Annotated in this window: 18 protein-coding genes; 9 read left to right on the plus strand and 9 right to left on the minus strand. The window is 68.5% G+C overall.

Annotation, left to right across the window (positions count from 1 at the left end):
* Window positions 1-156: 156 nt before the first annotated feature.
* On the minus strand, window positions 157-1,644 hold the full coding sequence (gene putP / locus H4O13_09150) for a sodium/proline symporter PutP (GenBank protein ID MBE5315554.1): 1,488 nt from the start codon (window positions 1,642-1,644) through the stop codon (window positions 157-159).
* Window positions 1,645-1,937: 293 nt separating this feature from the next.
* Entirely contained in the window at window positions 1,938-3,290 is a 1,353-nt protein-coding gene (locus H4O13_09155; GenBank protein MBE5315555.1) for an MFS transporter, read from the minus strand.
* 127 nt (window positions 3,291-3,417) lie between these two features.
* Between H4O13_09155 and H4O13_09160 the strand changes: the two genes are divergently transcribed.
* Entirely contained in the window at window positions 3,418-4,797 is a 1,380-nt protein-coding gene (locus tag H4O13_09160) for a YfcC family protein (protein MBE5315556.1), read from the plus strand.
* An 80-nt stretch (window positions 4,798-4,877) separates the two neighbouring features.
* Here the strand turns inward: H4O13_09160 and H4O13_09165 are convergent, their stop codons facing one another.
* From H4O13_09165 to H4O13_09180, 4 genes are all read right to left on the minus strand, one after another.
* A complete protein-coding gene (locus tag H4O13_09165; GenBank protein MBE5315557.1) occupies window positions 4,878-6,374 on the minus strand; it encodes an MFS transporter in 1,497 nt (498 codons plus the stop codon).
* A gap of 155 nt (window positions 6,375-6,529) precedes the next feature.
* Window positions 6,530-7,195, minus strand: coding sequence for an energy-coupling factor ABC transporter permease (locus H4O13_09170; GenBank protein ID MBE5315558.1), 666 nt, complete (start codon window positions 7,193-7,195; stop codon window positions 6,530-6,532).
* Window positions 7,196-7,251: 56 nt separating this feature from the next.
* Complete coding sequence (locus H4O13_09175) at window positions 7,252-8,850, minus strand: AbgT family transporter (GenBank protein MBE5315559.1); 1,599 nt, start codon at window positions 8,848-8,850, stop codon at window positions 7,252-7,254.
* Window positions 8,851-8,890: 40 nt separating this feature from the next.
* A complete protein-coding gene (locus H4O13_09180; GenBank protein ID MBE5315560.1) occupies window positions 8,891-9,802 on the minus strand; it encodes a tryptophan 2,3-dioxygenase in 912 nt (303 codons plus the stop codon).
* 178 nt (window positions 9,803-9,980) lie between these two features.
* Here H4O13_09180 and pdhA point away from each other — a divergent pair, with 178 nt between their 5' ends.
* The 3 genes from pdhA (at window position 9,981) to H4O13_09195 (ending at window position 13,962) form a co-directional block, all read left to right on the plus strand.
* Window positions 9,981-11,057, plus strand: a complete 1,077-nt coding sequence (gene pdhA / locus H4O13_09185; protein MBE5315561.1) for a pyruvate dehydrogenase (acetyl-transferring) E1 component subunit alpha — start codon at window positions 9,981-9,983, stop codon at window positions 11,055-11,057.
* Window positions 11,054-12,040 (plus strand): alpha-ketoacid dehydrogenase subunit beta, encoded by a 987-nt coding sequence (locus H4O13_09190; protein ID MBE5315562.1) that lies wholly within the window; start codon window positions 11,054-11,056, stop codon window positions 12,038-12,040. Before pdhA ends, H4O13_09190 begins: the two co-directional genes overlap by 4 nt.
* Before the next feature lie 452 nt (window positions 12,041-12,492).
* Window positions 12,493-13,962, plus strand: coding sequence for a 2-oxo acid dehydrogenase subunit E2 (locus H4O13_09195; protein MBE5315563.1), 1,470 nt, complete (start codon window positions 12,493-12,495; stop codon window positions 13,960-13,962).
* A gap of 319 nt (window positions 13,963-14,281) precedes the next feature.
* On the opposite strand, the gene H4O13_09200 is transcribed toward H4O13_09195, so the two are convergent.
* On the minus strand, window positions 14,282-15,502 hold the full coding sequence (locus H4O13_09200) for a hypothetical protein (protein ID MBE5315564.1): 1,221 nt from the start codon (window positions 15,500-15,502) through the stop codon (window positions 14,282-14,284).
* Between the two features lie 69 nt (window positions 15,503-15,571).
* Window positions 15,572-17,041, minus strand: coding sequence for a pyruvate kinase (gene pyk, locus H4O13_09205; GenBank protein MBE5315565.1), 1,470 nt, complete (start codon window positions 17,039-17,041; stop codon window positions 15,572-15,574).
* Between the two features lie 274 nt (window positions 17,042-17,315).
* On the opposite strand from pyk, the gene H4O13_09210 reads away from it, so the two are divergent.
* The 5 genes from H4O13_09210 (at window position 17,316) to H4O13_09230 (ending at window position 23,290) form a co-directional block, all read left to right on the plus strand.
* Window positions 17,316-17,978: a dienelactone hydrolase family protein gene (locus H4O13_09210; protein ID MBE5315566.1), complete on the plus strand. Its 663-nt coding sequence runs from the start codon at window positions 17,316-17,318 to the stop codon at window positions 17,976-17,978.
* Window positions 17,975-18,409, plus strand: a complete 435-nt coding sequence (locus H4O13_09215) for an HIT family protein (GenBank protein MBE5315567.1) — start codon at window positions 17,975-17,977, stop codon at window positions 18,407-18,409. Before H4O13_09210 ends, H4O13_09215 begins: the two co-directional genes overlap by 4 nt.
* Complete coding sequence (pxpB, locus tag H4O13_09220) at window positions 18,402-19,112, plus strand: 5-oxoprolinase subunit PxpB (protein MBE5315568.1); 711 nt, start codon at window positions 18,402-18,404, stop codon at window positions 19,110-19,112. Before H4O13_09215 ends, pxpB begins: the two co-directional genes overlap by 8 nt.
* The gene (locus H4O13_09225; GenBank protein ID MBE5315569.1) at window positions 19,109-20,083 is read left to right on the plus strand and encodes a biotin-dependent carboxyltransferase family protein; all 975 of its coding nucleotides are present in this window, start codon (window positions 19,109-19,111) and stop codon (window positions 20,081-20,083) included. Before pxpB ends, H4O13_09225 begins: the two co-directional genes overlap by 4 nt.
* A gap of 369 nt (window positions 20,084-20,452) precedes the next feature.
* Complete coding sequence (locus H4O13_09230) at window positions 20,453-23,290, plus strand: HAMP domain-containing protein (protein ID MBE5315570.1); 2,838 nt, start codon at window positions 20,453-20,455, stop codon at window positions 23,288-23,290.
* Window positions 23,291-23,690: 400 nt separating this feature from the next.
* Here H4O13_09230 and H4O13_09235 read toward each other — a convergent pair whose 3' ends face one another.
* Complete coding sequence (locus H4O13_09235) at window positions 23,691-26,801, minus strand: response regulator (GenBank protein MBE5315571.1); 3,111 nt, start codon at window positions 26,799-26,801, stop codon at window positions 23,691-23,693.
* Window positions 26,802-26,929 lie beyond the last annotated feature (128 nt).

Here is a 26,929-nt window from a genome sequence, read left to right on the forward strand (position 1 = left end):
ACGCCTGGGCGAGAGCTCGGCAGAGCGCCGACGGGAGCGCGCGCGGAATGACATGAAGTCCGTTCGGCCAGCCGATTGCCGCAGCGCCCACGCCGCGCTGCAGCGGCCAACCGACTCCGGCGCCGACCGCAGCAGCGGGAACCTTGGAATTCGCTCTCAGCAGCCCTGCTCGCGCAGTGTCAGTCGCACCTGCTGATGGGTGGCCTGCACCGCCTGCGAGGGCGCGGGGGTAAGGAGGCTCACCATGTAGACCAGCACGGTCGAGACGATCACACCCGGCACCATTTCGTAGAGCGCGCTGCCGGTCTGCTTCCACAGCACCACGGTGAGCGCGCCGCCGAGCATGCCGGCCAGCGCGCCGCCAAAGTTCATGCGCTGCCAGTACAGCGAGATCAGCACCACCGGGCCGAACGCAGCGCCGAAGCCGGCCCAGGCGTATGCGACAAGGCCGAGCACGCGGCTCTCCGGATCGCGGGCGATCCACAGCGCCAGCAGCGCCACCAGCAGCACGGTGAGGCGGCCCACCCAGACCAGTTCGCGCTGTCCGGCGCGCGGCCGCAGCAGGCCGCGGTAGAAGTCCTCGGTCAGCGCGCTGGAGCAGACCAGCAGCTGGGCCGAGAGCGTGCTCATGATCGCGGCGAGAATGGCCGAGAGCAGCACGCCGGCGATCCACGGATTGAACAGCAGCTCGGACAGCACGATGAACACGCGCTCGGGGTTGGCGTTCACCGCTGCGGCCTGTTCGGGATGCGCAGCGAAATAGGCGATGCCGAAGAAGCCGGTGGCCATCGCACCGAACAGGCACAGCACCATCCAGACCATGCCGATGCGCCGCGCACGCGGAATGGTGGCGAGGCTGTCGGCCGCCATGAAGCGCGACAGGATGTGCGGCTGGCCGAAGTAGCCAAGCCCCCAGGCTACCGCCGAGATCACGGCGACCAGGCCGCCCGCGCCGATCCATTCGAGGCGCTTCGGATCCAGCTGCTCGATCAGGACCAGCGAGTCGCCGATGCCGCCGCTGCTGACGATCACCACGCTCGGCACCAGCAGCAGGGCGAAGATCATCAGGGTGGCCTGCACGGTGTCGGTCCAGCTCACCGCAAGGAAGCCGCCGATCAGGGTGTAGGCGATGGTGGCGGCCGCGCCCCACCACAGCGCCTGCGCGTACGGCAGGCCGAACATGCTCTCGAACAGGCGCGCACCGGCGACCACGCCGGAGGCGCAGTAGATGGCGAAGAACACCAGGATCACCAGGGCCGACAGCACCCGCAGCACGCGCCGCGAATCCTCGAAGCGGTGGGTGAAGTAGTCCGGCAGGGTGAGCGCGTTGCGGGTGCGCTCGGTGTAGACGCGCAGGGGCCCGGCGACGTACTTCCAGTTGCACCAGGCGCCTACGATCAGGCCAATCGCGATCCAGGCCTCGGACACGCCGGTCAGGTAGAGCGCGCCGGGCAGGCCCATCATCAGCCAGCCGCTCATGTCCGAGGCGCCTGCCGCGAGTGCGGTGACATAGCTGCCCAGCGAGCGTCCGCCGAGGATGTAGTCATCAAGGCTGTGAGTGCGGCGATAGGCCCACAGGCCGATGCCAACCATCAGCAGGAGATAGGCAGCGAAGGTGACGAGCAGCGGCGTGCTTGCGGTCATGCGTGTTCCCCCAAGGGTGTTGGCGCGGATCGTACGCGCACGATGGCTTGCGTAGACCTGCAGGAAGACCCTCTGTCTTCGCGCGAACACTCAAATGCAAGTGACACCACAGGGCACCCAAGGCGGGGCGATACGCTACCCGGCCGTCTTCGCATGAGCCGAAGGATCTGAGGTGCGGTGATCCGTGTATCCGCGAAGGCCATGCCGATGCAGTGCACCGGAATGCAAACGCTGGCGGACTGCCGCGGGCATCGCCGCTCCTGTCCGCGGCGATGCCCGCGTCGCTAGCCGATTCAGGCGCTGCCAGAAGGATTGCGCACGGTGATGGTGTCGAGGCCGCTGCCGCGTGAGCCGCCCTCCACCCGCCAGAGCTTCCAGGCAAAGAACAGCCCGAGCGCGCAGAGTGCGCTGTAGAACCACATGCTGCCGGCGTAGCCCGCGGGGTTGTCGGGGCCCGCGCCCCCGCGATCGTTGAGGAAACCCACCACTGGCGGCACCGCCGCCCAGCCGAGCTGCTGGCACAGGGTCATCATCGCGTAGGCCGAGCCCAACCTGCGTTGGTCGACGATGTAGGCCACCGAGGGCCACATGACCGCCGGGATCAGCGAGAACACGCCGCCCAGCACCAGCATCACGACGAGCAGGGTCAGCGGCACCTCGCCGCTGCCGATGAAGGGGATGGCGATCCCCACCGCCGGCCCCGGCGGCAGGTAGGTCACGGCGAGGAACAGCGGCAGCATCACCAGACTTCCGGCCACCATGAACAGCGAACGTCGCCCCACCCGATCGACCCAGAGGCCGAACAGCGGCGTCGCGAAGATCGCTGCCACCGGCAGCAGGCTGCTGAGCAGGCCGGCGGCCTCGCGCTCGAGTCCGTGGGCCTGCTGGAAGTAGTCGATGGCGAAGGTGCGGAACGGAAACACCGTCGAGTAGAACACCACGCAGAGCGCGACGATGAACCAGTAGCTGCGGCCGAAGGCGAACAGCCGCTTGAAGTCGAGCCGCTCGCTGTCACCGCCGGGGCCCAGATCGATCCGCCCTTCGGCGCGCTTCTCCAGCATCCAGTACAGCATCGCTGCGGCCACCGACACACCGGCGACGCCGGTCGCCAGCCACAGCGGGTCCTGCCAGTTGGCGTACAGCGGCGCGGCGAAGCCGGTCGACCAGTCCGCCGAGGCAGACCCCAGCCGAGAGATCGACAGGTTCATGCCGAAAGCCAGGCTGAGCTCCTTGCCCTTGAACCACTTGGCCAGCACGGTGGTGGCGGCGACGATCAGCGGTTCTGCGCCGAGGCCCAGCACGAAGCGCCCAGCGAGGATCATCTCGAAGTGCGGCGTGAGCGCAGTGAGCGCGCCGCCGGCCAGACACACCAGGGCGAACACGGTGATCGCGACCTTGGTGCCGAAGCGATCGATGATCACGCCGCCAGCCAGCAGCACGAGGATCGCCGCCCAGTTGTAGGCCGAAGACAGCATGCCGATCTGCTGGTAGCTGAAACCCAGCTGGTTGCGCATGAGGTCGATGACCGGGCCCAGCGCGTCGTACAGGTAATAGTTGCCGAACATCGCCAGGCTGACGAACAGCAGCACCGACCAGCGCTGGAAAGGCGTGGGGCGGGGCAATGCGGAATACGTGTACGAGGTCATGGTCGGGCAGCTGTCCGGGCGCGTGGGCCTGCACTCTAACCGCTGGCGATACGCTCACAAACCCGCTGCAGACGATCCGCCGCCGCGGGTTAGCATGCGGGCCCTCGCCGCAGCCCCGTACACGCTCATGACCACGCGTTTCCGAGTCCCCGACACCCTCGTCCTGCTGTTCCTGATCATGGTGCTGGCCCTGGTCGCCACCTGGGTGCTGCCGCAGGGGAGTTTCCAGACGGCGCCCAACGAACAGGGCCGGATGATGGTGGTGCCGGGCACCTACACCGAGCACGCCGAGCGGGTGTGGCTGTCGCCGGTCAGCCTGTTCACCGCGATCCCGCGCTCGCTGGCGTTTGCGCAGGACATCATCTTCTTCCTGCTGATCGTCGGTGGCGCGATCTCAGTGCTGCGCGCCACCGGCATGATCGACGCGGTGCTGGGCCGCCTGCTGCAGTGGATCGGCCATTCGCCCGCCCTGCTCATCATCTTCGGTACCGGCATCTTCGCGGCGGGCTCGGCCAGCCTGGGTGTCTCGACCGAGTACATCCCCTTCGCGCTGGTGCTGGTGTCGCTGTGCGCGGCCATGCGACTGGACGCGATGACCGCGATGGGCGTGATGATCTGCGGCTACGGCGTCGGCTACGGCATCGCTTGGACCAACCCCTACACGGTGATGGTGGCGCAGGACATCGCCGAGCTGCCGCTCACCTCGGGCTGGGAATACCGGCTCGCCCTGTTCGTGCCGTTTGTGGCGGTCACCGCCCATCACGTCTGGCGCTATGCCAGCCGCGTCAAGGCCGACCCGCAGGCCAGCCTGCTGGCGGACATCCAGGACGATCGCCATCGCGCCGTCCAGGACTATCCGCCGCTCGACGGCCGTCGTCTCGCCGTGCTCGGCATCACCGTACTCGCGCTGGTTGCGATGGTCTGGGGCATCGCGCGATACCGCTGGTACCTGACCGAGCTTGGCGCGATCTGGCTGGGCGTAGCCCTGCTGGCGGGGCTAATCGGTGGCCTCGGCGCCGATGGCACCGCCAAGCGCTTCGGCGCGGGCGCCGCCGAACTCGCGATCGTCGCCCTGCTGGTGGGCTTCGCGCGTTCGATCGCGATGATCCTCGAAGACGGCCAGGTGCTGCACACCATCGTGCATGCGGCTTCGATTCCGCTGAGCCAGGTCGGCCCCGAGCTGTCCGCAGTGGGCATGCTGCTGATGCAAACGGGAATGAACTTCTTCATCCCCTCGGGCTCGGGACAGGCCTTCGCCACCATGCCGATCATGGCGCCCTTGGCGGACGTCGTCGGCATCGAGCGCCAGGTCGCGGTGCTGGCCTTCCAGTTCGGCGACGGCCTGTCGAACATCATCGTGCCGACGAATATCGTGCTGATGGCCATCCTCGGCGTCGTCGGGATTCCCTACGACCGCTGGTTCCGCTTCGTCTGGCCGCTGATGCTGAAACTGCTGCTGCTGGCCGCGCTTGCGCTGGTGGGCGCGGTGATGTTCGGTTACCAGTGAGCCGGTGGCACTCCGCAGCCTGATGCTGCGCGGCAGGCCGGGCGCTGCACACGGCCCGGGCCCGCCGCGCAGCTCGGTGCCTACTTGACCCCGTGCATCAGGCGGTTGATCAAGGGGGCGATCAGGAACAGCAGCACGCCGGCACCCAGCAGCGCCCAGAAGCCGAAGGTGTAGCCCGCCAGCGCGGAATCGGTGGTCATGCCGCCTTCGCCGCTGACGCTGGAAGCGAAGATGCCCGACAGGTTGTTGCCAATCGCGATCGACAGGAACCAGCCGCCCATCGCCAGGCCGGTCAGCTTGGCCGGGGCGAGCTTGGTGGTCATGGACAGACCGATCGGCGACAGGCACAGCTCGCCCACTGACTGAATGACGTAGACCATGAACAGGGTCCAGAACGGGATCTTCAGCGTTTCCGGATCGACCAGGCTGGAGAGGGCGAACATCAGCAGCAGGAAGGCCAGGCCGTTGAAGATCAGGCCCAGGCCGAACTTGCGAGGGATCGACGGATTGGCGCGGCCCATCGCAACCCACAACCAGGCCATGACGGGTGCCAGAGTGATGATCGCGATCGAGTTCACCGACTGGAACCAGCCCACCGGGAAGATCCAGCCCCCGAAGTCGCGCTCAACGATGTTCTGTGCGAGAAAGTTGAAGGAGCTGCCGGCCTGTTCGAAGAACATCCAGAACAGCACGTTGAAGCCGAAGATGATCAGCATCGCGATCACCATGTCACGCTGCACCTTGCCCTCGCGGATGCCCTCGGCCAGCAGCATGATCGCCGGCGCCACGAACAGCGCGATCAGGATCCAGTTCAACACGCTGGCGCCGATGGTCAGCAGCCAGAAGTACACCGGGATCGCGACCACGCAACCCACGATCACCATGGCCACGCGGCCCAAGCCTTGCGAATTGGCCGGTGCTTCGCCGATGCCTTTCAACTGGGCGCGGCCAAACCAGAACCACAGAAGACTGAGCAGCATGCCGATGCCGGCGGCGATGAAGACGACCTTGTAGGCCGGCAGTTCAGGGGTGCCGCCGAACATGCGCTCGGCCAGCCAGCCGGTCAGTATCGGCGCGATGAAGGCGCCGAGGTTGATGCCCATGTAGAAGATCGTGAAGCCCGAATCGCGACGCCCGTCGCCGGTGGCGTAGAGCTTGCCCACCATGGTCGAGATGATCGGCTTGAACAGTCCGTTGCCCACGATGATCGTGGCGAGGCCCAGTTTGAGCATGGTCTCGCTGGGCACCATGATCAAAAACAGGCCCGCCGCCATGAAGGCGGCGCCGATCAGGATGGATCGCTGGTAGCCGATCAGCTTGTCGGCGACGTAGCCGCCGAAGATGGCCGCGGCATAGACCAGGGCGAGGTAGGCGCCGTACAGCTCGCTGGCCGGGGATTCACCCTTGGCGTCGCCGCTGTAGAACTGGGCCACGATGTACAGCACCAGCGCCCAGCGCATGCCGTAGAAGGCGAAGCGCTCCCAGAACTCCGACATGAAGAGCATCCACAAGGGGCGGGGATGCCCCATGAGCTGCGGAAATTCGGGTACAGCCTCGGAGCGAGACGATGCGGACATTCAATTCCCCTGTGGGCGTGGCGAGTGTGCTTGACACGGCTTCAATGTGCCTGCGGAGCGCAGCAGCGAACGCAAGCAGCCGCGAAGCTTCGGCCCTCCCCCGGAGTGATGTCAAATCTGCGTGAGGATATTCACGCGCGGGTAGTGCCTTTGGCTCAGCCCCCCGACTTCAGCCAGCGCGCGTCTTCGAAGCTGGCCACCCACTGCGGCCGGTAGGCCACCATCAGCGCCAGCGCGCCACCGGTGAGGAATGCCTCGCCGAAGACCATCAGCGGCGCCGAGATGACATAGCCCATGGCCGCATCGCGCGCCGCACCTTCGATCAGCGCCGCCGTGACCGCGGCCTTGAACAACTGGCCGACCAGCACGGCCGCACCGGCGCCGAAGAAGGCGATCAGGAACACGTAGACGAAGGGATTGCCGGCGAAGCGGCGCTCGACCTGCGCGCGCACGAGGTGCAGGCACAGCACCGGGATCAAGCCGCAGGCGAGGACATCCGGCCCGAAACCAAGCCACACGCCGGCGGGCGACAGCGCTGCACACAGCGAGGCCAAGGCCATCACCCACAGCGCGAATGCGGTGCCGAACATCAGGCAGGCAACGCCGGCCCCGAGGAAATGCAGGTGCAGTCCGGGAATGCGGTCGAACACCGCGAAGCGCAGCGCGCACACCGCGAGGACGGCGACGAACAGCACGCGCTGGGCCTCGCTGTCGCCGCGCAGCTTGAACCAGGGCAGCTGGCGCGCGGCGAGCACGAGCGCCACAAACGACAGCCCCCACGCGGCGACGTGAAAGAACGTCGGCAGCGTGGGGGCGGTCATGGGCCCGATGTTGGAGGGCTCGATGATGAGGGCTCGTGCCCAGCGTATCGGTGCGACTACGGCGTGGCGCCTGCCGCAGCGGGAGCGATGTACTCGTAGGTGGCGCCCAAGCCCAGCGGCAGACCCAAGGCCCAGTAGCCCAGCAGGAACGAGGTCCACACCAGCAGCAGGGTGACGGAGTACGGCAGCATCAGCGCGACCAGGGTGCCGATGCCCGCCGACTTCACGTAGCGCTGGCAGAACACCACGATCAGCGGGAAATAGGGCAAGAGGGGCGTGATGATGTTGGTCGAGCTGTCGCCGACGCGATACGCCGCCTGGGTCAGGTCGGGCGACACGCCCAGCTTCATCAGCATCGGCACCATGATCGAGCCGATCAGCGCCCACTTGGCCGACGCCGAGCCGATCAGCAGGTTCACGGTCGCGGTCAGGAAGATGATGCCGACCAGGGTCAGCCCGACGGGAAGCCCCAGCGACTCCAGCTGGTTCGCGCCCTTGAGCGCCAGCAGCACGCCGATGTTCGAGGCGTTGAAGGCGTAGATGAAGAGCGCGCAGAAGAACGCCATCACGATGTAGTAGCCCATGCCGCCCATCGCCTTGCTCATGCCGGCCACGATGTCGCGGTGGGTCTTCACGCTACCGGTCACGTAGCCGTAGACCACGCCCGGCACCAGGAACAGGATGAAGATCAAGGGCACGATCGAGCGCATCAGCGGCGCGGTGTTGTGCACGAGCGGGTGCACGCCGTCCGGCACCTGAGCCGCCGGCGCCGCCCAGGGCGTGGTCTCCGGCAGCACCGTCAGGATCAACAGGACGATGGCCGCGACCATGGCGCCCAGCGCCGCTTTCAGGCCGCGCACCTCCTCGGGCTTCAGCGCGTCCAGCTTCGGCATCTGCTCGGGGTCACCGTCGACCACCGTGCCGCGCTGGAGACGCGGCTCGATCACCTTGTCGGTGAGGAACCAGCCGACCAACATGATCAGAAAGGCCGAGGCGGTCGTGAAGAAGTAATTGTTCAGCGAGTTGACCTGCACGGACGGATCGAGCAGCTGGGCGGCGGTCTGGGTCAGGCCCGACAGCAGCGGGTCGAGGCTTGAGGGCACGAAGGTCGCTGAGAAGCCGCCGGAGACGCCCGCGAAGGCGGCGGCGATGCCGGCCAGCGGATGCCTGCCCGCGGCGTAGAAGATCACCGCGCCGAGCGGAATCACCAGCACGTAGCCGGCATCGACCGCGACGTGGCTGAGAATGCCCACGCCGATAAGCGCCGGCGTCAGCAGCATGCGCGGCGTGATCGACAGCATGGAGCGCAACGCAGCATTGATGAACCCGGTGTGCTCGGCCACGCCCAAGCCCAGCATCGCCACCAGCACCACGCCCAGCGGCGCGAAGTTGACGAAGGTGGTGACCACATTGGATGTGAATTCGGTCAGCGAAGTGCCGGCGAGCAGGCTGACGATCTTCACAGGCTGGCCGCTGCGCGGATCGATCTCGCTGAAGCTCACGCCCGACAGCAGCCAGCTCACCCCCCACACCACGAACATCAGCAGCAGGAACAGCACTGCCGGATCGGGCAGCTTGTTGCCGACGCGTTCGACGACGTCGAGCGCGCGTGCAAGCGCCCCGCGCGGGGCTTGAAGCTCAGGGGTTTGGGACATTCGGGTCTCCTCGGGTGTCAAGCGGATCAATGCGTTCGGATCAACGCCCCAGCACGGTGCGCACATCCAGCAGTTCGGGGAAGAAGGTCAGCTCCAGCGCCTGCTTCAGAAAGCCCACGCCCGAGCTGCCGCCGGTGCCGCGACGGTAGCCGATGATGCGTTCCACCGTCTTCATGTGGCGGAAGCGCCAGAGCTGGAAGCTCTCCTCGACGTCGACCAGCTGCTCGCACAGGGCGTAGGCCGCCCAGTGCGTGTCGGTGTCCTCGTAGATGCGCTTGAACACCGGGATCAAGCCGGGGTCACGGGTGTGGGTCTGGCGGAAGTCGCGCTCCACGCAGGAGGCCGGCACCGCGTGACCGCAGCGCGCCAGGTGGCGCAGAAACTCGTCGTACAGGCTGGGGGCAGCCAGCGCTACCGAAAGCTCGGCGCGGATCGCCGGCGCATGCTCGAACACGTCGAGCATCTCGGCGTTCTTGTTGCCGAGCATGAATTCGATCAGCCGGTACTGATGCGACTGGAAACCCGAGGACGGGCCGAGGTCGTCGCGGAAACCGAGGTACTCCGAAGGCGTGAGCGTCTCCAGCACCGACCACTGCTCGAACAGCTGGCGCTGCACCTGTTTGACCCGCGCCAGGATCTTCTGCACCGGCCCCAGCTCATCGCGCTGCAGATGGGCGATAGCGAGACGCAGCTCGTGGATGACCAGCTTCATCCACAGCTCGGAGACCTGGTGCTGGATGATGAAGAGCAGCTCGTCGTGGTTGCCGGCCTGCGACACCGGCTGCTGCGCCGACAGCAGAGCGTCCAGCTGCAGATAGCCGCCATAGCTCAGGCGATCTTTAAGGTCGCGGGTGATCCCGGGCTCCAGCGCGCGCTGGTTCGTTTCAGTGCTCAAGTGAGGCCTCCCCGGCCGCGGCTGCGCCTGCCGTGGCGCGCCAAGGGGCGCAACCATACCTCAGGGCGCGCCCCTGCCGCAGACGAAGGTTCTTGCGCCAAGCCGGCCGAATCGCGCGTCAGGCTTGCGTGAAGCGACAGTTCCGCAGCGTTTTGCGGCAGTGCACCTTGCCCGCGGCGCAGCAAAATCGTTTCCTGTGCAACTTCTTTCGCCCCTGCATGGACGCCGCACGCGCATGAGCACCGTCGCGCAGTTTTCCATCGAGCACCTGCAGTTCCTCGACTTCGAGGGACGCGAGGTGGCCCCGCTTCCGGACTTTGTCGGCGACGGCCGGCCGGTGCTGGAGCTGTTCAAGCAGATGCTGCGCGTGCGCAGCTTCGACACCAAGGCCGTGGCCCTGCAGCGCACCGGCAAGCTTGGCACCTATGCCAGCTGCCTCGGCCACGAGGCCGCGCATGTCGGCGTCGGCGCGGCCATGCGCCAGGAGGACGTGTTCGCGCCCTCCTACCGCGAGTACGGCGCGCAGTTCATGCGCGGCGTGCGCCCGCGCGACGTGCTGATGTACTGGGGTGGCGACGAGCGCGGCAACGACTTCGCCGGGCCGAAGCACGACTACCCCTGGTGCGTGCCGATCGGCACCCAGTGCCTGCACGCGGCCGGCGCGGCGCTGGCCTTCAAGCTGCGCGGCGAGGCGCGCGTGGCGGTGGCCTGCGTGGGCGACGGCGGCAGCTCGAAATCCGACACCTACGCGGCGATCAATTCGGCCGGCGCCTATGGCCTGCCCTTCGTGCTGTGCATCGTCAACAACCAGTGGGCGATCTCAGTGCCGCGCTCGGCCCAGACCGGCGCGCAGACGCTGGCGCAGAAGGGCCTCGCTGGCGGCCTGTACAGCCTGCAGGTCGACGGCAACGACGTCATCGCCGTCTACGAGGCCGTACGCCGCGCCCTCGAACGCGCGCGCAGCGGCGAAGGCGGCACGGTGCTCGAACTGGTCACCTACCGCCTGTCCGACCACACCACCGCCGACGACGCGCGGCGCTACCGCGGCGAGGACGAGGTCAAGGCCGGCTGGGCGCGCGAGCCCTTCCTGCGCCTGCGCAGCTGGCTCACCGCAAAGGGCCTGTGGGACGACGCGCAGGAAGCCGAGTGGAAGCGCGTCTGCGACGCCGAGGTCGACGTCGAAGTCAACGCCTATCTCGAAACCCGCAGCCAGCCGGTGGAAGCCATGTTCGACTACCTCTACGCCGAACTGCCGGCCGATCTTGTTGACCAGCGCGAGGACGCGCTGAGCTGGGAGGGCCGCGGCCGATGAGCAGCAATGCGATCACTCTGATCGAAGCGATCACCCAGGCCCTGGCCTACGAGATCCAGCACGATCCGAGCGTGCTGGTGCTGGGCGAGGACGTCGGCGTCAACGGCGGCGTGTTCCGCGCCACCGCCGGCCTGCAGCAGCGCTTCGGCGCCGACAAGGTGCTGGACACGCCGCTGGATGAAACCACCATCGCCGGCCTGACCGTCGGCCTGGCCACGCAGGGAATGAAGCCGGTCGCCGAAGTGCAGTTCGACGGCTTCGTCTACCCCATGCTCGACCACCTGATCTGCCACGCCGCGCGCTTCCGCAACCGCACGCGCGGGCGCCTGCACTGTCCGATGGTGCTGCGCGTGCCCTGGGGCGGCGGTATTCGCGCGCCGGAGCACCACAGCGAAGCGAACGAGTCGATGTTCACCAACGTACCGGGCCTGCGCGTGGTGATGCCGAGCAGCCCGCAGCGCGCTTACGGTCTGCTGCTGGCGGCGATCCGCGACCCGGATCCGGTCATCTATTTGGAGCCCAAGCGCATCTACCGCCAGTACAAGGAGGAGGTGCCCGACGACGGCGAGGCCCTGCCGCTGGATGTCTGCTTCGTGCTGCATGATGGCTCCGACATCACCCTGGTGAGCTGGGGCGCGCAGGTCAAGGAAACGCTGGAGGCGGCCGAAGCGCTGGCGCGCGAGGGCATCAGCGCCGAGGTGATCGACGTCGCCACGCTCAAGCCGCTCGACTTCGACACCATCGCCGAATCGGTGGCCAAGACCGGCCGCTGCGTGATCGTGCACGAGGCCGCGAAAACCGCCGGCTTCGGCGCCGAGATCGCGGCGCGTCTGGCCGAACAGTCGATGTTCGATCTCAAGGCCCCGGTCGAGCGCGTGACCGGCTACGACACCCACATCCCACTCTTCCGGCTGGAGATGAAGTTCCTGCCGAGCGTGGACAAGATTCTCGCCGCCGCGCGCAGGGCGATGCAGTACGGCTGATCGCTGCAGCACGGAGGATCGCTGCAGTGATGCGCCGCTAGCCTTGCGCTGTGAACACACCGCGCAAAGCGGGCGTCGCAAGCGCAACGCTCGCTACACCACGAGCCCCTCTCCCCTCGCGGGAGAGGGGTTGGGGAGAGGGGGACAACACTCGCGACAAGCGTTCCACCCCTCTCCCCCAGCCCCTCTCCGTCAAGGGGAGAGGGGAGGAACGCAGGATGAAGCGCCGCTGCACCCGCAACGCTCGCCTCAGCACAAGCCCCTCTCCCCTCGCGGGAGAGGGGTCGGGGAGAGGGGGACAACACTCGCGACAAGCGTTCCACCCCTCTCCCCCAGCCCCTCTCCCTCAAGGGGAGAGGGGAGCACCTTTCGCAGGATTCGAAGGGCGGGATCGATCACCGCTTCGGAGCCAAACACCAATGCACGACGCGCGGCGCGCGCTGGAGTCCGCAATGAGTTCGAACAAATCCTTCCACCTCCCCGACCTCGGCGAGGGCCTGCCCGACGCCACCATCGTCGAGTGGTTCGTCAAGGTCGGCGACGTCGTCAAGCTCGATGAGCCGCTGGTGTCGATGGAAACCGCGAAGGCCGTGGTCGAGGTGCCGGCGCCCTGCTCGGGCACGGTGCTGAAGCTGGCCGGCGGGCCGGGCGATGTCATCAACACCGGCGCGGTGCTGGCCGAGTTCCAGATCGATCCCAGCATGCCGCAGCGTGCGGATGCGCAGGACACCGGGCACGGGCATCACCACGCGCCCGCTTCGCCATCGGCTTCCGCTGCAAGCTCAGCGCCGGCCAGCTCCACTGCCGCTGCGGATGCGGGCTCCGCGAGCGCCGCGCCCGCTGCCGCAGCGAACAACGCCTCGCCTGCCAAGGCAGAGCGCGCCGACGCCGGCACCGTGGTCGGCGCCATGCAGGTCAGCGACCAGGTGCGCAGCGAGGCGGCGGTCAGCGTCGGCGGCGTGCGCGCCATGCCGGCGGTGCGCGCGCTGGCAAAGAAGCTTGGCGTCGACTTGAGTCGCGTGCGCGCCACCGGGCCCGAAGGCGTCGTCTCGATGGACGACGTCAAGCGCGCCGCGGCCGAGGGCAGTGCGCCGGCGTCCGCGCGCTCGAACGCTCCGGCTTCGCTCCCCTCTCCCAGTGGGAGAGGGGCTAGGGGAGAGGGTCCGGGTCTCGCACCGCAGTCGGCCACCGCCCAGGTACAGCCCCAGCCTGCTGCGACCCGCACGCCCTTGTCCGCCTCCGGCAAGCCCATGGCCACGCGCCCGCCTGCCGCGAGCGCTGCCACCGGCCAGCCCGAGCAGCTGAAGGGCGTGCGCCGCAACATGGCGCGAGTGATGGCGGCCGCGCACGCGCAGGTGGTGCCGACCACGCTCACCGACGACGCCGATATCCACGCCTGGACACCCGGCAACGACATCACCGTGCGCCTGATCCGCGCCATTGTCCGCGCCTGCAAGACGGTGCCGGCGCTGAACGCCTGGTTCGACGGCGAGAACCTCACGCGCACCCTGCATCCGCACGTCGACATCGGCATCGCCGTCGACACCGACGACGGCCTGTTCGTGCCGGCGCTGCGCAATGCCGACGTGCTGGATGCAGCCGGCATCCGCCAGTCGGTGGACCGTCTGCGTGCGCAGGTGATGGACCGCAGCATTCCCTCGTCCGAGCTGGCTGGCTACACCATCTCGCTCAGCAACTTCGGCATGTTCGCTGGCAAGTACGCGACCCCGGTGACTGTGCCGCCCTGTGTGGCGATCCTGGCTGCCGGCCGCGGTCGCCATCAGCTTGTGCCGGTGATGGGCGGCATTGAAACCCACCGGATCATTCCGCTCAGCCTGACCTTTGATCACCGCGCTGCCACCGGCGGCGAAGCCGCGCGCTTCCTGCGCGCGGTGCTGGATGATCTGGCGCTGCCGGGCTGAGCCGGGATTCGGGATTCGGGATTCGGGATTCGGGATTCGGGGAAAGCGTGGCGGCTTCTGCACCCGCTGCAAGTCGATACTCCCCCCTGTAGGAGCCTGCTCGCAGGCGACCGCAGCCAGCGCCCTCGTCCAGACGCTGACGCTGCGAGCTGGCTCGCTCTCACCGCGGCCAAGAGTTCGAAGGCATCTCGTCAAGGCCAAGCTGCGCGGAATCTGCGGCCCGCGCTTGCCTGGAGACTCTCAGCCACGCCCGCGGCCCGGGCTCGCCCTGTACGCCCTCTGCGAAGGCCCAGCGGCGCCCGTGCGGGCTGTGCCGCGACTAGCGAAGCAGCGGCGAGTCCAGCACCTCGGACGGTTCGCCGACGACCTTCTCGAAGGCCTCGCGCAGCTCTTCGAGGCTGACCCGGCCGCGGCCCACCAGCAGACGCGAGACATCGTCGATGTCGCGACGATCGTCGGTGAGGCGCTGCACTTCGCGGTCGAGGTCGACGAACAGGGCGACTGCGCGCGCCGTACGCGGGCCGCGGCTGCGATTGGACTTCAGCGTCTCGACGCGGCGACCGTGGCTGCGCATCCAATCAAAGGCTTTCTGCGCGCGGGCCTCGTTCAGCAGGCCCACGCGACGCATCATCTCGATCGAATAGAACTCGGCGAAGCCCTCGGCAATCCAGTCGTCGCCGGCGGCGCCGCGGACTCGCGAGATCACGTGCACCATCTCGTGCACCAGGGTGCTGGTGCCGTTCTCGCTGATCAGCGGACGGTCGGAATGCAGGTACAGCGAGCGGGGCCCGGACAACCCGCCGCGCCACATCGGATCGCCGGCGCCAACAATCAGCACCTTGTCAGGCAGCGCGCCGAAGGCGTCTTCCATCTCGCCGGCCACCAGGTTGAGGAAGGCCAGATACTCGTTGCGGCGCATCGGATCGCCCTTCGGCGCGGCCACCGCGGCCTCCATGTCGCCGATGAAGTCGCGGCGGATGCCGATGTCGCCAGCGATCATCCAGCCCACCGGGCGCTGGAAGCGGCGGTCGTCGTCGTCGATGTCGAACACCGGCGTCTCGCCGCGCCGCTTGAAGGGGGTATCGACGCCCACCCAACCGGCAGGCAGCTCGAATCGGATCGTCGCAAGTGCGCGCGAATCGCGGGTCAGCCGCGCACGCGCCGGCGGCACCAGATGGTCGCCGCGCAGCAGCGCCCAGTCGTCGGTCATGCGCGCGTCGTAGCCGTCGTCGCGGCGCTGCTTGTTGACCTTGTAGCGCCAGCGCAGCGCGCCGCCCTTGGCGGGTGGCGTCCAGATCAGGCGATCGTCCCTGCGCTCGATCGCGCCGTCGCCGCCGAAGCCGCTGTAGCGCTCGTCCGGCATGGCGAAATCGAGCCCCCGAATGCGACCTTCACCGGGCGTGTAGTCCAGGGTCACTGCGGCCACGCCCTCATCGGGCAGAAAGGCCACGCGGTACTCGATCTCGAAGTGGCGGTCCTCGGCCAGCGCAGGCAGCGCGATGGGCAACAGGCTGAGTGCGATCAGGAGTCGACGGAGCATGGTGTGGGGACAGCAGGAGAGGGCCGCCGAAACTAGCACGGCGGCCGCCAACCGAGCCCGAACAGCCGACTACAGTTCGCCCAGGCCTTCCGCCTCGCCGCCTTCGCCCACGCGCAGCAGGCGCAGGGTGTTGGTGGCGCCGAGCTGCTCCATGTGGTCGCCGCTGGTGATCACCACGCGGTCGCCGGTGGCGAGCAGGCCCAGGCCATGCAGATGCGCGACCGCGGACCGTGCGGCCTTGCGCGGCGACAGGCCAGCGCTGTCGAAATCGATCGGGTAGACGTCGCGCATCAGGCCCATGCGCCGACGCGCGCCGGCGTGACGCGACAGCGCGTAGATCGGCACCGAGCTGCGGAAGCGCGACAGATGCCGCGCGGTGCCGCCCGATTCGGTCAGCGCGACGATGCCGCGCAGCTGGATGTGCTCGGCCAGGAACATCGCGCTCATCGCGATCGCCTGATCGACGTGCACCAGGTTGCGCGGCGCGGCCTCGAAGTCGGTGTCCATCTGGAACTGGCGCTCGGCGCCCAGACAGATGCGCTCCATCGCCTGCACGGCTTTCTCGGGGTGCGCGCCGCTCGCGGTCTCGGCCGACAGCATCACCGCATCGGTGCCGTCGATGACCGAGTTGGCCACGTCCAGCACCTCGGCGCGGGTCGGAATGGGGTTGTCGACCATCGACTGCAGCATTTGCGTGGCGGTAATCACGACGCGGCCGCGGTCCAGCGACTCGCGGATGATCTTCTTCTGCAGGCCGGGCAGCTCGGCGTCGCCGATCTCCACGCCGAGGTCACCGCGGGCCACCATCACCACGTCGCTGGCGTCGACGATTTCGCGCAGGTTCTCGATGGCTTCGGCGCGCTCGATTTTGGCCACCATCTGCGCGGTGCTGCCGGCTTCGCGCGCCAGAGCCCGCGCTTCTTCGATGTCGGCGGCCGTGCGGCAGAAGCTGACGGCGATGAAGTCCACGCCCAGCGCCGCGGCGTGCTTGATGTCGGCGCGGTCCTTCTCGGTCAGCGCGCCCAGCGACAGGCCGCCGCCAAGGCGATTCAGCCCCTTGCGGTCGGAGAGGGGGCCGTCGGTGAGCACGCGGGTGCGGATCTCGCAGCCCTCGACGGCCTCCACTTTCAACGCGATAAGACCATCGTCCAGCAGCAGGGTGTCGCCGGCGTTGACGTCCTGGACCAGGCCGAGATAGCTCACGCCAACGCGCCCGGCATCGCCCGCCGGCGCATCGGCGCGGCAGTCGAGCACGAAGGGATCGCCTGCCTTCAGCAGCACTTTGCCGGCGGCAAAGCGCTCGACGCGGATCTTGGGGCCACCGAGATCCGCCAGGATGCCGATCTCACGCCCCAGCTTGGCCGCGGCTGCGCGCACGGCGTCCGCGCGGGCGGCGTGATGCTCGGCGGTGCCGTGCGAAAAGTTCAGGCGCACCACATTGACGCCGGCCTGCAGCACGGCCTCCAGCACGCCCGGCGCATCGGTAGCAGGCCCGAGGGTGGCGAGGATCTTGGTGCGGCGAAAACCGTGTGTGCTCATGAGGGATTGGACTGGCCTGGAAGGTGCGGCGAGTGTAGCCAGCGCAAGCCGCCGCGCGCTGCCTCATCGACGAATAATCTGCAGACCACACTAAGACCAATTTTCCGCACTGCCGCAAAAACGCCGCAATTCGGCGCAACGGAGCGATCCTTTCGCAGACCACTTGGGCGCACGACCTCCAAAGCTCGACGCCTGTCCGAACGGCACGGTTTGCCGCGAGCCGCCGCATGGCAGCATCGCTGTCCGCGCATCGCCACCCTGCCTGTACATCGCCATGAGCCATCGCATCGATCTTGCTACCCACCACGGCCGAATCGGCGCGCAGCAGGCCGACCCCGCGGGCGCGCCGCGCGCGGGGCTGGTGCTGATCCAGGAGATCTTCGGCGTGAACCGGCACATCCGGGCGGTGGCCGAACAGTGGGCCGGCCTTGGCTATGCGGTGATCGCGCCGCAGCTGATCGAGTTCGTCGAGGCCGATGTCGAGCTCGACTACACACCCGAGGGCGTGGCGCGCGGTCGCCAGCTGATGAGCGAGGTCGGCTTCGACCGCTGCGTCGCCGCCTGTGCCGCCGCGGCCGATGTGCTGCGCGCACGCGGGCTCAAGGTCGGTGCGCTGGGCTTCTGTATCGGCGGCAGCATCGCCTTCCTGTGCTGCACGCGGCTGGGTCTGCCGGCGGTGAGTTACTACGGCGGACGCACCCTCGCCTTCCTGCACGAGCGCCCGCAGGCGCCGCTGCTGCTGATGTTCGGCCGGCACGACCCGCTGATCCCGCCCGCGGCCGTGCAGGCGCATCGCAGCGCCCTGCCAGGCGCGCACATCGAGCTGTTCGACGCCGGCCACGGCTTCAACTGCGAGCAGCGCGACGACTTTCATGCACCGTCCGCGGCACGCGCCCTGCAGGTGGCCGGCGACTTCCTTGCGACCCATCTGGCATGAGCGCGTCGTTCCAGCTCGACCCGAGGCTTGAGGCCGACAGCCTGCCGCTGGCCGAACTGAGCCTGTGCAGCCTGCGCCTGATGGACGACCAGCGTTTCCCCTGGCTGCTGCTGGTGCCGCGCCGGCCCGGCCTGCGCGAGGTGTTCGAGCTGCCGGCCTTCCACCAGGCCGAGCTGCTGATCGAACTGAACCACGCCGCGCGCGCGCTCGGCGCCGTCGCCCGGCCGCACAAGCTCAACCTGGGCGCGCTGGGCAATATTGTTCAGCAGCTGCACCTGCATCTCGTCGCTCGCCGGCCGGACGACGCCGCCTGGCCGGGCCCGGTCTGGGGCAGCGGGGCGCGCCAGCCGTATCCACCTGCCGCCGCACAGTCGCTGATCGCGCAGCTGCGCCAGGCCCTGCACGACACCCGCGAGTGCGCGGATGGCTGAGAAGCGCCTGAAACCCCAGTTCGAGCCGCTCGGCGAAGCCGCCCTGCTGCTGCGCTTCGGCGACACCCTGGACGCCAGCCTCAGCGCCGCCGTGCAGCAGCTGAGCGCCCTGCTCAGCCAGCAGCCCGCCGACGGCGTGCTCGACTTCGTGCCCGCCTACAGCGCGCTGGCCGTGCACTTCGACCCGCTGCGCATCGATCTCGACAGCGTCGCCGCCTGGGTGCGCGCACGCCTGCGCGAACACGACCCCGCGCAGACGCGGCCACCGCCGCGGCGGCTCGTGGAGATTCCCGTCTGCTACGGCGGCGACTACGGGCCGGATCTGGCCGAGCTGGCCGCCCACGCCGGGCTCAGCGAAAGCGAAGCCATCGAACTGCACACGCGGCCCGAGTACACCGTGGCCATGCTGGGCTTTCTGCCGGGCTTCCCCTATCTGCTCGGCATGGACCCGAAGCTCGGCATGCCGCGCCTGGCCTCGCCGCGTCCGCTGGTGCGCGCCGGCGCGGTCGGCATTGGCGGTGCGCAGACCGGCATCTACCCGCAGGAAAGCCCGGGCGGCTGGCGGCTCATCGGGCGCACGCCGGAAACCCTGTTCGACGCGCGCCGAAGTCCGCCCAGCCTGTTGAAGCCCGGCGACCGCGTGCGCTTTGTGGCGATCGCGCCGGCTGACTTCAAACGCCTGCAGCGCGAGGTCGACGCATGATCGAAGTGCTGAAGCCAGGCCTGATGACCACGGTGCAGGACCTTGGCCGCCCAGGGCAACGCGCGATCGGCGTGCCGATGGGTGGTGCACTCGACACCTTCAGCCTGCGGGCGGCCAACGCCTTGGTCGGCAATGCGGACGACGCGCCCGCGCTCGAATTCACCCTGACCGGCCCCAGTCTGCGCCTGAACCACGACGTGGTGATCGCGATCTGCGGCGGCCGCTTCGAAATCACGGTCAACGAGGTGGCCCTGCCGATGTGGCGGCCGCTGCGGCTCGGCGCCGGCAGCGAGCTGCGCATCGGCCGGGTGCAGCGCGGCGCGCGTGGCTACCTCGCCTTTGCCGGCGGCCTCGATGTGCCCAGCCTGCTGGGCGGACGCGGCTGCCTGCCGGGCTCGGGCTTCCCAGGGCTGGCCGGCCGACCGCTGCAGGAAGGCGACCGCCTGCGTCTGCGCGGCATGAGCCTGGCCGGCCGCAACTGGCCGCGCGCCGACATCGGGGTGCGCATGGCGCGCTGGTGGGCCAACCCGGCCCCCGTGCTGGAGCTCGATCAGCCCGCCGAAGCCCTGCTGCTGCCCGGCCGCGACAGCCTGGCCGAACCCGATCTGCTGCAGGACAGCACCTGGCGCGTATCGGCGCGCTCGAACCGCATGGGCCTGCGCCTGGAGGGCCCCGCGCTCACGCTTGCCGAGCCGGCATCCGGCCTGTCTGAGCCGGTCGTACCCGGCACCCTGCAGCTGCCGCCCGAAGGCGGCCCCATCCTGCTGCTGGCGGATGCGCAAACGGTGGGCGGCTACCCGCGCATCGGCCACGTCGCCCGCGCCGATCTGCCCCGTCTGGCCCAGCTCGCCCCGGGTGAGCCCCTGCGTTTCCAGCTCGCGAGCCCTGAAACGGCGATCGATCGGCTCCGGCAAATGGAACGCCATCTGCAGAAGCTGCGCTTGGCGGCGCAGCAGGTGATGGGCGAGTAGCCGAGCGACAGCGAGCACCCCTGCGGCACGCACAGCAAGACCGCGCCATGGCCAGCCGGCAAGCGTCCACGCCGACCCAGCCGGCGCCCGCGAAGGTCTGCGCCGCAGCGCACTGGGATGCCTCGAACAGCCAAGCGAGCGACAAGACAGAGGCGGACACGTTCGTCGTCCTAACCGATCGCCGCGCCGGCCGAAGCGCTGAAGGTCCGGGCGGCGGCAAAGTCGTTCCTCACCAAACCCTGGCAGACAGACTCATGCGCCACCCAGCGATTGGATCCAGCGATCCGAGCGTGAAGGGGCACGCGTCTTGCAGCCACGGCCCGAGCCAGAAGGCGCCGACGTTCGGCCGTCGCGGCACGGGGAAACACAATGCTCCGCAATCGCCTGATCCTGGTCACTCTGCTGATCAGCTTGGTGCCGCTCGTGCTCCTCGGCGTGTTTTCCAGCCAGCAAAGCCGCAGCCTGCTGGCGAAATCCGCCGCCGACACGCTGGATTCGCAGGCGGGCTTGAAGGGGTCGCAGATCGCCGCCTACCTGCAGTCCGTGCGCCATGACGTCGTTGCTTTGGCGGAAAGCCACATGAGCCGGCAGGCCATGTCCGCCTTCGACGTCGGATTCCAGACGTTTCTTGAGCAGGAGCTGGGCCCGGACGCCGATCTCGACGCGGCCACGGTCGAATCACGCGCGGCGGTTGCCGGCTTTGTCGACCGCGTGTTTGGCGCGGCCTACCGCGAAGCCAATCTCCGCACCGGCCCTGAGGGCGCGGCGTTCGCCGCATCGCTGCCGCCCTCGGCGGCAAAGCTGCAGAGGCTTTTCATCGCCGACAACCCGGCACCGCTGGGCGCGAAGGACGCCATGATCACCCTGCCCGGCAGCACCGACTACGGCCAGGCGCACGCGCTGTTCCACCCCATCTATCGATCGCACCTGAAGCGCAGCGAGTACTACGACATTTTTCTGGTCGACCCCGAGGGCGACATCGTCTACAGCGTGTTCAAGGAGTTGGACTACGCCACCAACCTGTTCACCGGCCCCTGGCGCGACAGCGGCCTGGCGCGCGCGGCCAAAGCTTCGCTGGCGCTGGATCAGCCCGGCGCGATCGCCGTCGATGACTACGCCCCCTACGGACCAAGCTACGAATCTCCGGCGATGTTCCTGGCCAGCCCCATACGCGAAGGCGATCAAACGCTGGGCGTGGTCATCGTGCAGATCAGCTTGAAGCGCATCTCGGCGATCGTGTCGGACGCGGCCGGCTTGCGCGAAGGTCAGGACGTGTTCCTGGTCGGGCCGGACCGCCTGCTGCGCTCCGACTCCCGCTTGGCCGACCCGCGCTTCACGGTCGCCAGCCATTTCGGGCAGCCCGAGCAGTCGCGCCTGAAGCTGGCTGCACTCGACAGCGCGCTCAGCGGCCAGAGCTTCAGCGGTGTGGGCGAAACCCTGGATGGCCGCGAGGCCTTGGTCAGCGCGCGCAGCATCAGCGTGGCGCCGGGGCTGAGCTGGGCGATCCTCGCCACCCACGACACCGAAAGCGCGTTCGCAGCCGCGCGGCGTCTGATCTGGCTGGTCACCGTCGCGGTGCTCGCGGTGGCGGTCATCGCCGCGCTGGCCAGCGGCCTGGTCGCGCGTCGCATCGTGCGGCCGATTCTGGCCGCCCAGCAGGCCGCCGCCCGCATCGCACGGCTGCAGCTCGACAACCGCCTGGTCGCCCACAGCAAGGACGAAGTGGGCGAGCTGATGCGCTCGCTCGACACCATGCAGCGCGAGCTGCGGGAGCGCATCGAGCGCGAGGCGCGCATCGCCGCCGAGAACGCCCGCATCCGCGCCGCCCTCGATGTGGCCTCGGGCGGCATGATGGTTGCCGACGACGCAGGCATCATCGTCTACATGAACCGGGCCGTTTCCAGGACCCTGCACGAAGCCGAGGCGGAGATGGCCGCCCATATCCCCGGCTTCGCCGCGCACAGGGTGCTGGGCTCGAACTTCGATCAGTTCCACCGGTCGCCCAGCAAACCGCGCGGAATCATCCAAGGCCTCACCGGCACGCACACCGGGCGGATCCGGGTCGGCGAACGCGTCTTCGAGCTGTTCGCGAATCCCGTGTTCGATGCCGAGGGCAAGCGCATCGGCACCGCGCTGGAGTGGCTGGACCGGACCGCGGAATCGAACTTCCGCCACGGCCTGCGCAACGTCGTGCAGCGCGCGGCGGCCGGCTTCCTCAACGCGCGGGTCGAAGTGACAGTGAACGATGAGCGTTTCGTCGAGCTTGCCGAGATCGTCAACAACCTGATCGGCACCACCGGCCAGGCGCTCTCGGAGGTGGAAATCGTGATGGCGGCGCTGGCCGAAGGCCGCCTCGGGGTGCGCTCCAACGCCGTACTGCTGGGCAAGTTCGGTGAGATCAATGCCAACGTCAATCGCACCTCCGAGGCGCTGTCCTCGGTGATCGGCGACATCCAACAGGCCGTGCGTCAGATCGACGTCTCGGCCGGAGAAATCTCGCAGGGCAATGCCGACCTTTCGCAGCGCACCGAACAGGCCGCCGCCAGCGTCGAAGAGACCGCGTCAGCCCTCGAAGAAATCACCTCGACGGTCAAGCACACCGCCGACAACGCCCAGCAGGCGAACGAACTGGCCCGCCGCGCGACCTCGGTGGCTGCGGAGGGCGGCACGGTGGTCGCGCAGGTGGTCGTGACCATGGAGGGCATCGAGTCCGCGTCCCGGCAGATGGCGGACATCATTTCGACCATCGACGGCATCGCGTTCCAGACCAATATCCTCGCGCTGAACGCCGCGGTGGAAGCGGCGCGCGCGGGCGAACAGGGCCGCGGCTTCGCGGTGGTGGCCAGCGAAGTGCGCGCACTGGCGCAACGCTCGGCCAACGCCGCCAAAGAAATCGCTGGGCTGATCAATGCCACCGCCAGCAAGATCGAGTCAGGCTCGACCCTGGTGAAGCAGGCCGGCAGCCGCATGCAGGAGATCGTCAACTCCTCGCAGCAGGTGGCGGACATCGTCGCCGAGATCAGCGCGGCCTCCGCCGAGCAGGCACGCGGCATCACGGCGGTCAACCGTGCAGTGACCCAGATGGACCAGGCGACCCAGGCGAATGCTGCCCTGGTCGAAGAAGTGGCGGCCGCCGCCGCGGCCTTGAGCTCCGAAACCCAGCGGCTCAGCGAGATCGCCGACCGTTTCGTGTTCGAGGAGCGCTGAGCGCGTCTCAAGCCCCCCGGCTGCGGCAGCCACGGCTGCGGACCCTTGGCAGGCTGTTGAAAAGCAGCCTGCCAGTCCGGCCAAGGATGGCCGGGAGAACGAAGCAAGCGCGTAAGCGATGGATGTGTCGTGATTCGGTACGGACCTGCGCCGGACCGCCGATTTGAAAAGCTCCCCGGAAGGGAGCTATTCAACAAACTGTCGGGCACAGCGCGCAGCGAGTTCTGCAGCCCTCCACTCGCCGCGCGCCTTCAAGATCGAGCAAGCGCTCTTCGCCGCAGGGCCCGCGCGCGCTTCGGCAGGACCTCTGCGTCACGGCTGAAGCGACTCGCGCTGCCGCGCGCCCGCGGGCTGTCGCGATCGCCTCGGCGGTCGCTGGCGAAGGCTGACCCGCGCGGCCCTACGCCGAGGGTTCGGCGGAGGCTGCAGGTTGAGCAGCCGCGCGCATCGCCTGGATCAGCGGCGCCAGCAGCGCGGCCAGCGCCTCGGCGTCCGCCGCAGCGCCCTGATGGAGCGCCGACTCGGCCTCCGCTGCGGCCGCACTGATCTCGGCGAATCCGAAGGTACCGGCCGAGCCCTTCAGCGAGTGCAGCCGAAGCAGCAAGCCATCGAGATCGGACACCGAGGCCGCCTGCTGCAGGGCCTCGCATTCCTCAAGCAGCCGTCCGCCAAAGCGCGCGCGAATCTGCGCAATCGCGGCCTGCAGCGCTCGGGCTTCGGGAGCCTCGCGCGCTGCGGTTTCAGCGGTGGGTTCAGGCGAGTGCGCGTGGGCGCCGGGTACGAATTTCAGCAGCACCTCGTACAGCCGCGCGCGATCGATGGGCTTGGCCAGCATCGCGTTGAAGCCATGGTGGGTGTCCTCGCCTGCCTCCTGCGGGAGCACGTCGGCGCTCAGCGCCGCGATGGCGCCTGCATAGCCCGAAGCGCGAAGCTGCCGCATCGCGCTGTAGCCGTCCAGCACCGGCATGTGTTTGTCGAGCAGGATCAGATCGAACGTCTGGGCGCGGGCCCGCTCGACCGCTTCGGCGCCGTTCGCCGCCGTTTCGCATTGCACGCCGGTGGCGGACACGGTCTGGACGATGAGCTCTCGCAGGTCGGCGACGTCATCCACCACCAGCACCCGGCCGGCCAAGCGCGGAATGCGCAGCGCGTCTGGAGCGGTATCGGCGACCGCGGCCCGCGAGTCGATCCAGCTCTCCGCACCGGCCAGGGGCAGGTAGACCCGAAAGCAGCTGCCCTCGCCCAAGGCGCTTTCCACCTCCAGCGCGCCGCCTACGGCCTCCACCCACCGCTTGCTGATGAACAGTCCAAGCCCGGAGCCGCCGAATCTGCGGGTCACCGAAGCATCCGCCTGCTCGAAGGGCTTGAACAAACGATCGAGCTGCTCGCCGCTGATGCCGATGCCGGTATCCCTCACCTCGATCTGCAGGCGGCCCTCGCCCGCGGCGAGGCTGAGCCTGACCGCTCCGCGCTCGGTGAACTTGAGCGCGTTGCCCAGCAGGTTGATCAGCACCTGGCGCAGGCGCAGGGGGTCGGTGTCGATCATCGCGGGCAGCGGCCAGCGACACTCCAGATCTAGGCGGATTCCACGCTGCTCGGCTTCGGAAAGCAGCAGGCCATGCACCTCGTCGACCAAGGCGACGGGCGAGCTGGGCTCGAGCGACACCGACAGCTGACCGGCATCGATGCGCGCGGCATCGAGAACATCATTGACGATGCCGAGCAGATGCCGACCGTTGCGCACCACGACCTGCAGCGCCTGCGCGATTCGTTCGCGGTCGCCGCGGCCGAGCATGGCCTGCTCGGCGAACCCGAGAATCGCGGTCAGCGGCGTGCGCAGCTCGTGACTCATCTGCGACAGGAAGCGGGTCTTGGCCTCGGCAAGGCGCTCGGCGCGCGCCAAGGCCTCCGCGAGATCGGCGGTGCGCTGCTCGACCCGCGCCTCCAGCTCGCGGTTGAGCCGGGCCTGCGCATCGAGTGAGCGCCGAAGATCCTCGCTGAGGTCGCGAAGTCGTTGGACCATGACGTTGAAGTCATCCGCCAAGGACTCGAACTCGGCGCTGGACGCCGGCAGCTGCAGCGGCTGCAGCGTGCTCGGAACCCCCAGATCGAGCGCACGGACGCGGCTGACCATCTCCCGAAGGGGTCGCGCGAAGGGTTCAGCAAACCGGTGCGTCAGCCACTCCAGCAGCAGAAGTCCGAGAAGCACGGCGCTGCCGGTCAAGGCGAAGCTCAAGCTCTGCAGCATCGCCAAAGGTGCCAAGGGTTCGAGCAGGAGGACCGTCCAGCCGTGCTCTGCTACCGTCACACGCGAAAGCGCATGCCCCTGGGCATGGTTCAGCCCCAGCGACGCAAACGCCGGCCCCGCCTCGATCAGCTTGCCCACGGCCGGTTCCAAGGGTGCGAGCGACTCCAGCGTAGACAGCACCACCCTCGCGGTTGCGTCCGTGAGCACAAGCTGCAGCACGTGCTGCTGGGCGATGCGGCGCAAGCGCTCCTCGATCACCCCGAGCGACAGCGAGCCCTGGACGACCCCGGCGAAACGCCGCTGTTCGTCCAGGTAAGGGGCGCTGACCGCCACCAGGATGTCGGTGCCGAATCCTCGACCTTGGAACACCGGGCTGATGTAGCTGGCGCCGCTTCTTTTCGGCTCCTGGAAGTACTCGCGATCCGCGACGGAGCGCCCTGAGGTGGAAGCGCTGGGGGACCGGAAGTCGATGACCACGCCCTGGGCATCGGTCACCAGCAGGGTCAGGAACCCACGGTGCGCCTGACGGAGGCCGTCGAGCACAGGGGGCCGGGTCGGCAAGCCGACATCCGCAGCGGCCTGGACTACCGCGCGCTCGTGCGCTTCGAGATGATCCGACACGACCGAGGCCGCCTGCTCGGCGCGCAGCTCAAGGGCGGCGGCGCGTCGTCCCAGTTCGACCTTCCAACCGGCATACGACAAGGCCAGAAGCGCGAGAACCAGCAGCGGCCACAGCGTCGCGACGGCACTCGCTGCGATCTGATCCGCCAGACTTCGCTGCGACAGATTCACACGCGACGGAACGAAAACCCAAAGCTGGCGCGCAGCGAAGTGCGCCACCACCACGCCCACCAGCAGGTTGAAGCTTCCCAGCAGCCAGGCCGGAATCGAAAGCGGCGAGGGCACGGTGAGCAGCAGCGCGCAGGGCACCAGCAGCACAGCAAGCACCCAAGGCAGGCGCCGCGCGATCGCAGGGAAGGCCGCAGCCGCCACGAGAATCGAACCCTGCAGCAGGGTGAACCACACCCACTCCGTCGCCACCAGCGGTGCCGACACCAGCAGAGCGCTGGCGAGCACCCAAGAAGCCTTCATGTGTTTGGCAAGCACCGCGGGCGCGATGCCGCCGAGCAGCACCGGCACCGCGCCGGGCACGGGAGCCGCAAGCACATTGCACAACACGCCGCAGACGGTGACGACCAGGGCGAAGCGCAGGCGCCGCCAGAATTCGCGTCTGCGTGCGGCCGGTGAGCGCTGAGACTTCACCTGGGCTGCCCCCTTGCGGCCCGCACGCTCCTGCGGGAGACAGATCCAGAAATCGGAGCAAGCCCCCTGGGAAAGCTCGGATTCATCGGGGCGTCCCGCGCGCCAGGCGCGGCGCACGACAACGCTGG

This window comes from Lysobacterales bacterium (genome assembly GCA_014946745.1).
Classification (GTDB): domain Bacteria; phylum Pseudomonadota; class Gammaproteobacteria; order Xanthomonadales; family Xanthomonadaceae; genus Aquimonas.